At 51.0% G+C, this 255-nt stretch carries 1 rRNA gene; it reads left to right on the top strand.

Annotated features, from left to right (window positions below):
- A 16S ribosomal RNA gene (locus tag GTP90_RS36280) occupies nucleotides 1-255 on the top strand; the annotation flags it as partial.

The raw sequence follows: 255 nt of genomic DNA, 5'->3' as shown, positions 1-255 counted from the left end.
CGGTCGCAAGATTAAAACTCAAAGGAATTGACGGGGACCCGCACAAGCGGTGGATGATGTGGATTAATTCGATGCAACGCGAAAAACCTTACCTACCCTTGACATGGATGGAATCCTTGAGAGATTGGGGAGTGCCCGAAAGGGAACCATTACACAGGTGCTGCATGGCTGTCGTCAGCTCGTGTCGTGAGATGTTGGGTTAAGTCCCGCAACGAGCGCAACCCTTGTCATTAGTTGCTACGAAAGGGCACTCTA

Origin of the sequence: Duganella vulcania (assembly GCF_009857655.1) — a bacterium.
Taxonomy (GTDB): Bacteria; Pseudomonadota; Gammaproteobacteria; order Burkholderiales; family Burkholderiaceae_D; genus Rugamonas; species Rugamonas vulcania.
Note: the sequence above shows the minus strand (reverse complement) of the source record. Positions and strands in the feature narration are given on the sequence as shown.